The sequence below is a fragment of the Atribacterota bacterium genome, assembly GCA_028703475.1.
Taxonomy (GTDB): Bacteria; Atribacterota; Phoenicimicrobiia; order Phoenicimicrobiales; family Stramentimicrobiaceae; genus JAQVMU01.
Genome location: JAQVMU010000012.1, coordinates 23,084 through 29,898 on the forward strand (window position 1 = coordinate 23,084; position 6,815 = coordinate 29,898).

Below are 6,815 nucleotides of genomic sequence, written 5' to 3' on the forward strand. Positions count from 1 at the left end.
TCCTCTTTAACAGTTATTCATCTTTTTTAAAGGGCATGCCAATTAAACGTAAAAGTTCCTTTGCTTCTTCATCGTTTTTGGAATCTGTTGCAATTGTTATATTCATTCCCAATGTTGTGTTAACCCTATCAAATTCAATTTCCGGAAATATTAATTGCTCTTTAATTCCTAATGTATAATTACCTCGTCCATCGAAAGAATCAGGAGATATTCCCTGAAAATCCCTAATTCGAGCGATGGCAACATTAATTAATCTATCTAAAAATTCATACATTCTATTGCTCCTGAGGGTAACTTTACAACCAACAGGCATTCCTTTTCTTATTGAAAAATTTGATATAGATTTACTTGACTTTGTGATTACTGGTTTTTGACCAGTAATGGCTGTTATAACCTCAGTAGCTTCATCTATTATTTTTGCATCTTCTCTGGCTTTTCCTAAGCCCATATTGATAACTATTTTTTCAATTTTTGGAACTGCCATTTTATTTGTATAATTATATTTTTTCATTATTGCAGGTATAACTTCCTGCTGATATTTTTGCTTTAGTCTGGGTACCACTTGTTAACCTCCTAGACTTTGTCTATGATTTCTCCACATTTTTTACATACTCGGACTTTTGACCCTTCTTTTGTAACATCTCTCTTGATATTTGTAGGCTTACTGCATTTATTGCAAACCAATCTAACATTTGATAAATGAATAGGTCCTTCCTGTTTAACAATTCCACCCTGAGGTGATTTTTGAGTTGGTTTCATATGCTTCTTTAAGAAATTCACACCTTCTACGATAATTTCTTTTTTATTTGGAAAAATATCAATTATCTTTCCTTTTTTTCCTTTATCCTCGCCAGATATAACCAGGACATTATCTCCTTTTTTTAAAGCCACTTTCCCTTTTTGCATATTATAATCTCCTTTCCCAACACCTATACCACTTCGGGAGCGAGGGATATTATTTTCATATATTTTTTATCCCTTAATTCTCTAGCTACGGGACCAAATATTCTTGTTCCAATTGGTTCATTTTGATTATTTATAATAACAGCCGCATTATCATCAAAACGAATATAGGAACCATCGGGCCGTCCTACTTCCTTTTTTGTCCTGACAATAACGGCTTTTACTATTTCTCCTTTTTTTGCCGTGCCCCCTACATTTGCTTCTTTCACAGAAGCTACAATAACTTCCCCAATTCTGGCATATCTTTTTCTTGAACCGCCAAGTACTTTTATACATTGTATTTGCTTAGCACCAGAATTATCTGCTACAAAAAGTCTTGTCTGCATTTGTATCAATTTTTCCACACTCCCTTACAATTCATAAGATAATTAAAACTATACATGTTTTTTATTATAAACATTAAATCTATTTTCTTTTTTGAATAATTTCCGCAACTTCCCATCTTTTTCTTTTGCTCAATGGCTTTGAGGAAACAATTTTAACTTTATCTCCAACTTCACATATGTTTTTTTCATCATGAGCCATAAATTTTGAGCTTTTTCTTATTCTTTTCTTATAAAGCTTATGAGCAACTAAATAAGTTACTTGAACTACAACAGATTTCTCCATTGAATTACTGACTACATTCCCAATTCTGCTTATTTTTTCAGTTGAAATTGACATTAAACATCACCTTAATCCTTCTTTTCAATTATTTTTATAACTTAACTTTTAATACTTTCAGGTTTGTTTATTTTTTTATTTAACTCAATTTCCCTAAGTATCGTCTTGGTACGAGCAATTTCGTGTTTCACTTCTCTAATTTTCATAAAATTACTTAGTTGACCTGTGACTGATTGAAATCTGAGGCTAAATAATTCATCTTTCAAATCAGAGAGCTTTTTTTCTAATTCATTAACAGATAAATCTCTTAACTCACTTGCTTTCAATTTATCCCACCACCTGTTCTTCTCGCATAACAAAGCGAGTCTTAATTGGTAACTTATGAGAAGCCAATCTCATTGCTTCCATTGCTATCTTTTCTTCAACACCACCAAGTTCAAATAATACTGTTCCAGGCTTTACCACTGCTACCCAAAATTCCGGTGAACCCTTTCCTTTACCCATTCTTGTTTCAGCAGCAGTTTTGGTGACGGATTTATGAGGAAATACTCTTATCCATACTTTTCCACCTCTTTTGATAGCATGTGTAACAGCTATTCTTGCCGATTCTATTTGTGCACTTGTAATCCATGCTGTTTGCAACGCCTGTAAACCGTATTCCCCAAAAGCTATCATATTGCCTTTTTGGGCTTTTCCCTTCATTTTTCCACGTTGCATTTTTCTATATTTAGTTCTAGTTGGTTGGAGCATTTTCTTCCTCCCCTAATATTCCTGCTTTTTTATTATTAGTGTTCTCAGTATTATTTTTTATATATTTTCTGTCCTGCTCATCAGCTGAATCCACTGATTTTCCAGAAAAATTATTTTTTGGTAACACTTCACCTTTAAAAATCCAGACTTTGACTCCAACTTTTCCATAGGTAGTATTTGCTTCAGCAAAACCATAGTCTATATCTGCTCTTAATGTATGCAAAGGCAGCCGACCTTCCATGTGCCATTCAGTTCTAGCAATTTCAGCTCCACCTATTCTTCCGGCAATCATTATTTTAATACCTTCAGCTTTCATCTTAAGAGCTCTTGATGCAGCTTGTTTCATAATTCTTTTCGCGGAAGCTCTTCTTAATAATTGATTAGCTATATCTTCAGCAACTAACTGTCCATCAATTTCCGGACTTTTCACTTCCTTTATATTTATTTGCAAATCGTTATTCTGAATTAACTTTGATAGATTTTCTTTTAATTTATTAACCTCTGCTCCTTTTCTACCAATAATTATTCCTGGTCTAGCACAGTTAATGGTTATTCGGATTCTATTAGCAATACGTTCGATATTAACAGTTGAAATGCCTGCATTTTGTAAATTATCTTTTATGTATCTTCTAATCTTATAATCTTCGTAAACATTCTGACTATATTCTTTACGGCTAAACCATTTAACATCCCAATCTCTAATAATTCCTATACGTAAACCTTTTGGGTGAACTTTTTGTCCCAATTATCTTTCAACCCCTTTCTCTTCCACTTCAATTGTGATATGGCTTGTTCTTTTATGAATTCTTGCAGCCCTACCCATTGCCCTCGCTCTAAATCTTTTCAATGTAGGTCCTTCATCAACAAAAGCTTTATTTATATATAAATCATCAACACTCATGTCATGATTATTTTCAGCATTTGATATTGCTGATTTAAGCACCTTATAAATCATTTTTGCTGATCTATTAGGTAAAAACTTTAATTGTAATAACGCTGACCCAGTATCTTTTCCCTTTATCACTTCTATCATTTGTCGGCATTTTCTGGGAGATATTGGAATATATTTTCCAACAGATTTTACACCCATATTTCTCCTCCTATTTTGTTACTAAAAACATTAAATAATAATCACCCGAAAATGATAACTATTTAATTGATGTTGATCTTTCTGTATGAGCTCCATGTCCTTTAAATCTTCTAGTCGGTGAAAATTCACCTAATTTATGTCCTACCATATTCTCAGTAATATAAACTGGAACATGTTTCTTCCCATCGTGTACTGCGATTGTATGTCCTACCATTAAAGGGAATATAGTTGAATTTCTAGACCAGGTCTTTATTGGTTCCTTTTTTCTTTTCTTATTCAAATTACGTACCTTTTTTAATAATTTTTCATCAATATATGGACCTTTTTTAATTGATCTTGACATTTTTCAATCAATCCCCCTCATTTATTTATCTGTCCTTCTTTTTACAATATATCTATCTGAATCTTTTTTCTTTTTTCTTGTACGATAACCCTTTGCCAGTAAACCATTAGGTGAAGCAGGATGTCTTCCACCAGCTGATTTTCCTTCACCACCACCTAAAGGGTGGTCAATTGGATTCATAGCAACTCCACGTACCTTTGGTCTTCTACCCTTCCATCTACTCTTGCCTGCCTTACCCAGATCGATATTAGAATGGTTTAAGTTTCCTACCTGTCCTATTGTTGCACAACATTCTAAATTAATCAGCCTTACTTCTCCTGAGGGTAATTTTACATGAGCATACTTACCCTCTTTTGCCAATATTTGGGCAATTGCTCCTGCAGATCTTGCAAGAACTGCTCCCTGTCCTTTTTTCATTTCGATATTATGAATAAAAGTACCTTGTGGAATATCTTTCAAAGCCTTGGTATTACCAGGGCTTATTTCCGCTTTAGTACCCGATACTATTACATCGCCTATTTTTAATTTTGCAGGAGATATAATATATCTTTTTTCACCATCCATATACTTTAATAACGCAATTCTGGCAGAACGATTAGGGTCATATTCAATTGAAACAACCTTTGCAGGAATACCTTCTTTTTCCCTTAAGAAATCAATAAAACGATATTTTCTTTTTGTTCCTCCACCTTTTCTTCTAACCATGATACGACCGTCATTATTCCTACCGGCTTTTTTGCTCTTTCCTTTGGTTAAACTCTTCTCAGGTTTTGAGCAAGTTATATCTTCAAAGGTGGAAACAGTCATAAACCTTCTACCAGCTGATGTTGGCTTATACTTTTTTATATCTGCCACTTTAATCTACACCTTTCTTTTCTAATGTTATTTTTAAATATTATCCAATTCTTTTATTGTTTGACCATCGCTTAAAGTAATAATTGCCTTTTTCCATTGAGATGTTTTACCACTAAACCTTCCCATCTTTCTATTTTTTGATGGTACCTTTATAGTATTAACCTTATCTACCTTAACCTTAAACTTCTCTTCAACAACCTTTTTTATTTCGCTTTTATTGGAATTCATATCAACTTTAAACGAATATTTACCTTGTTCTTTGTCCCTAACGCTCTTTTCGGATATAATTGGATGAATTAAAATGATTTTCTGAGAGGTCATTATACAAATACCTCCTCTATAATTTTTAAAGCATCTTTAGTAACTAACATTTTTTGATAATTAACCAGATCATATGTATTTAACTTATTAGCAGTAATGACCATGGCATTTTGCAAATTATTAACGGCTCTTTTAATTTTTTCGTCATCTTTTTCTATTACAATGATTATTTTTTTCTCTGGTTCAATTTTTAATTTATCAAATATGTTTGTAATGTCACGGGTTTTTCCATTTTCTATCTCAATTTTATCTAATACGATTAAATTATCATTTTTAACCTTATCGGATAATACAGATTTTAAAGCTACTAAGCGCATCTTTCTCGGTATAGTATATCCATAATCTCTATTTTCTGGGCCAAAGACAACACCGCCTCCAGTCCAAAGAGGTGAACGGGTTGTACCTGCTCTCGCTCTGCCTGTTCCCTTTTGCTTCCAGGGCTTTTTCCCTCCACCACTTACATCACTTCTACCTTTAACAGAAGCAGTACCTCTTCTTTTCTCAGCAAGATAACGCTTTACAATCTGATGAACGATATGTTTATTTATTTTAGCATTGAACATATCTTCTTTTAGTTTTATTTCGCCTATTTTTTCACCTTCTACACTATGAACACTCATGTCAACCATGCAATACTCTCCTTCCTACGCAGATAAGTTAAAAGAACCCTTAGGATACTTTTTCGACCGCTACAAGAGAATTATTGGGACCAGGAATAGCTCCCTTTAATAAAATCAAGTTTCGATCAATATCAACTTTAACTATCTCAATATTTTTTATTTTTACTTTTTCATTACCCATTCTACCTGGCAATTTTTTTCCTTTAAATACTCTTGCTGCATCGGTTGCACCGATTGAACCAGTAGCTCGGTAATAATCTTTTTGTCCATGGGTTTTAGGTCCCCCGGAAAAGTTATGTCTTTTGATTGAACCGGCAAATCCTTTCCCTTTGCTAAAACCTATAATATTTACTTTTTCACCTTCCTTAAACATATCAACTTTTATTTCTGAACCAATATCATGTGTCTCGCTATTTTGGAATTTGAATTCCCTTAGAAACCTAAAAGGTTTGACTTTTTGCTTGCTAAAATAACCTTTTTGCGGTTTATTTATTTTTTTCTCTTCGATTGCTTCAAAACCAAGTTGAATAGCGTCATATTTATCATTTACTTCTGTTCTCTTGTTTACAATCACACATGGTCCGGCTTTCAACAAAGTTACTCCTACGCTATCTCCATTTTCTAAAAATATATTGGTCATGCCAATCTTTTTTCCTAAAATGCCAGCTTTCACAATACTACACCTCCAGGCAGATATATAAAGATTATTATAATTATTATTTCCTAATTATTTTATTTTTTGTTATTAAAGTGTTTTAATTTTTTAATAGAATATTTAATAACAATTATTTATTCCAATGTTTTTATTTCTATATCAATTCCAGAGGGTAAATCAAGGTGCATTAATGCCTCAACCGACTTTGATGAAGGATCAAGTATATCGATCATTCTTTTATGTGTTCTCATTTCAAATTGTTCTCTTGATTTTTTATCCACATGTGGTGACCTTAGAACACAATATTTATTAATTTCAGTCGGCAAAGGAATTGGTCCTGAATATTTTCCCCCTGTTTTTTTTATTGCATCAACTATTTTTAAAGCTGAGTTATCCAATATTCTGTGGTCATATCCTCTAAGCCTTATTCTTATTTTTTGCATGTTATTATTTCTACCTCCTCATTATTTAAGAGCAAATATAACAGCTATTCAACTACTTCAGTAACAACACCGGCTGCAATGGTTCTTCCACCTTCACGAATAGCAAAGCGTACTCCTTTTTCCATAGCAATAGGAGTAATCAACTCACCGGTAATTGTTATGTTATCACCTG

15 protein-coding genes are annotated in these 6,815 nt (G+C 32.9%); all 15 read right to left on the reverse strand.

Features of this window, described 5'->3' with window-relative positions:
* Positions 1 to 13: 13 nt before the first annotated feature.
* Complete coding sequence (gene rplE / locus PHQ99_02730; GenBank protein MDD4288491.1) at positions 14 to 562, reverse strand: 50S ribosomal protein L5; 549 nt, start codon at positions 560 to 562, stop codon at positions 14 to 16.
* A gap of 11 nt (positions 563 to 573) precedes the next feature.
* Complete coding sequence (gene rplX, locus PHQ99_02735; protein MDD4288492.1) at positions 574 to 906, reverse strand: 50S ribosomal protein L24; 333 nt, start codon at positions 904 to 906, stop codon at positions 574 to 576.
* 23 nt (positions 907 to 929) lie between these two features.
* Positions 930 to 1,298: a 50S ribosomal protein L14 gene (gene rplN, locus PHQ99_02740; GenBank protein ID MDD4288493.1), complete on the reverse strand. Its 369-nt coding sequence runs from the start codon at positions 1,296 to 1,298 to the stop codon at positions 930 to 932.
* Between the two features lie 70 nt (positions 1,299 to 1,368).
* Positions 1,369 to 1,626 (reverse strand): 30S ribosomal protein S17, encoded by a 258-nt coding sequence (gene rpsQ / locus PHQ99_02745; protein MDD4288494.1) that lies wholly within the window; start codon positions 1,624 to 1,626, stop codon positions 1,369 to 1,371.
* A 41-nt stretch (positions 1,627 to 1,667) separates the two neighbouring features.
* Complete coding sequence (rpmC, locus tag PHQ99_02750) at positions 1,668 to 1,892, reverse strand: 50S ribosomal protein L29 (GenBank protein ID MDD4288495.1); 225 nt, start codon at positions 1,890 to 1,892, stop codon at positions 1,668 to 1,670.
* A gap of 1 nt (position 1,893) precedes the next feature.
* A complete protein-coding gene (rplP, locus tag PHQ99_02755) occupies positions 1,894 to 2,316 on the reverse strand; it encodes a 50S ribosomal protein L16 (GenBank protein MDD4288496.1) in 423 nt (140 codons plus the stop codon).
* A complete protein-coding gene (gene rpsC, locus PHQ99_02760; GenBank protein MDD4288497.1) occupies positions 2,300 to 3,061 on the reverse strand; it encodes a 30S ribosomal protein S3 in 762 nt (253 codons plus the stop codon). Before rpsC ends, rplP begins: the two co-directional genes overlap by 17 nt.
* Positions 3,062 to 3,406, reverse strand: a complete 345-nt coding sequence (rplV, locus tag PHQ99_02765) for a 50S ribosomal protein L22 (protein MDD4288498.1) — start codon at positions 3,404 to 3,406, stop codon at positions 3,062 to 3,064.
* A gap of 58 nt (positions 3,407 to 3,464) precedes the next feature.
* Complete coding sequence (rpsS, locus tag PHQ99_02770) at positions 3,465 to 3,749, reverse strand: 30S ribosomal protein S19 (protein MDD4288499.1); 285 nt, start codon at positions 3,747 to 3,749, stop codon at positions 3,465 to 3,467.
* Between the two features lie 21 nt (positions 3,750 to 3,770).
* Positions 3,771 to 4,604, reverse strand: a complete 834-nt coding sequence (rplB, locus tag PHQ99_02775) for a 50S ribosomal protein L2 (GenBank protein ID MDD4288500.1) — start codon at positions 4,602 to 4,604, stop codon at positions 3,771 to 3,773.
* Positions 4,605 to 4,637: 33 nt separating this feature from the next.
* Positions 4,638 to 4,925 (reverse strand): 50S ribosomal protein L23, encoded by a 288-nt coding sequence (gene rplW / locus PHQ99_02780; GenBank protein MDD4288501.1) that lies wholly within the window; start codon positions 4,923 to 4,925, stop codon positions 4,638 to 4,640.
* A complete protein-coding gene (gene rplD / locus PHQ99_02785) occupies positions 4,925 to 5,554 on the reverse strand; it encodes a 50S ribosomal protein L4 (protein MDD4288502.1) in 630 nt (209 codons plus the stop codon). Before rplD ends, rplW begins: the two co-directional genes overlap by 1 nt.
* A gap of 40 nt (positions 5,555 to 5,594) precedes the next feature.
* The gene (rplC, locus tag PHQ99_02790) at positions 5,595 to 6,218 is read right to left on the reverse strand and encodes a 50S ribosomal protein L3 (GenBank protein MDD4288503.1); all 624 of its coding nucleotides are present in this window, start codon (positions 6,216 to 6,218) and stop codon (positions 5,595 to 5,597) included.
* A gap of 116 nt (positions 6,219 to 6,334) precedes the next feature.
* Entirely contained in the window at positions 6,335 to 6,643 is a 309-nt protein-coding gene (gene rpsJ / locus PHQ99_02795) for a 30S ribosomal protein S10 (GenBank protein ID MDD4288504.1), read from the reverse strand.
* Between the two features lie 44 nt (positions 6,644 to 6,687).
* On the reverse strand, positions 6,688 to 6,815 hold a 128-nt coding region (tuf, locus tag PHQ99_02800), incomplete at its 5' end, for an elongation factor Tu (GenBank protein ID MDD4288505.1).

What these genes read in the sequence shown, in the direction of transcription:
- rplX (MDD4288492.1), bottom strand. Translation starts at nt 906, where the DNA reads ATGCAAAAAGGGAAAGTGGCTTTAAAAAAAGGAGATAATGTCCTGGTT.
- rpsQ (MDD4288494.1), bottom strand. Translation starts at nt 1,626, where the DNA reads ATGTCAATTTCAACTGAAAAAATAAGCAGAATTGGGAATGTAGTCAGT.
- rplP (MDD4288496.1), bottom strand. Translation starts at nt 2,316, where the DNA reads ATGCTCCAACCAACTAGAACTAAATATAGAAAAATGCAACGTGGAAAA.
- rplV (MDD4288498.1), bottom strand. Translation starts at nt 3,406, where the DNA reads ATGGGTGTAAAATCTGTTGGAAAATATATTCCAATATCTCCCAGAAAA.
- rpsS (MDD4288499.1), bottom strand. Translation starts at nt 3,749, where the DNA reads ATGTCAAGATCAATTAAAAAAGGTCCATATATTGATGAAAAATTATTA.
- rplW (MDD4288501.1), bottom strand. Translation starts at nt 4,925, where the DNA reads ATGACCTCTCAGAAAATCATTTTAATTCATCCAATTATATCCGAAAAG.
- rplD (MDD4288502.1), bottom strand. Translation starts at nt 5,554, where the DNA reads ATGGTTGACATGAGTGTTCATAGTGTAGAAGGTGAAAAAATAGGCGAA.
- rpsJ (MDD4288504.1), bottom strand. Translation starts at nt 6,643, where the DNA reads ATGCAAAAAATAAGAATAAGGCTTAGAGGATATGACCACAGAATATTG.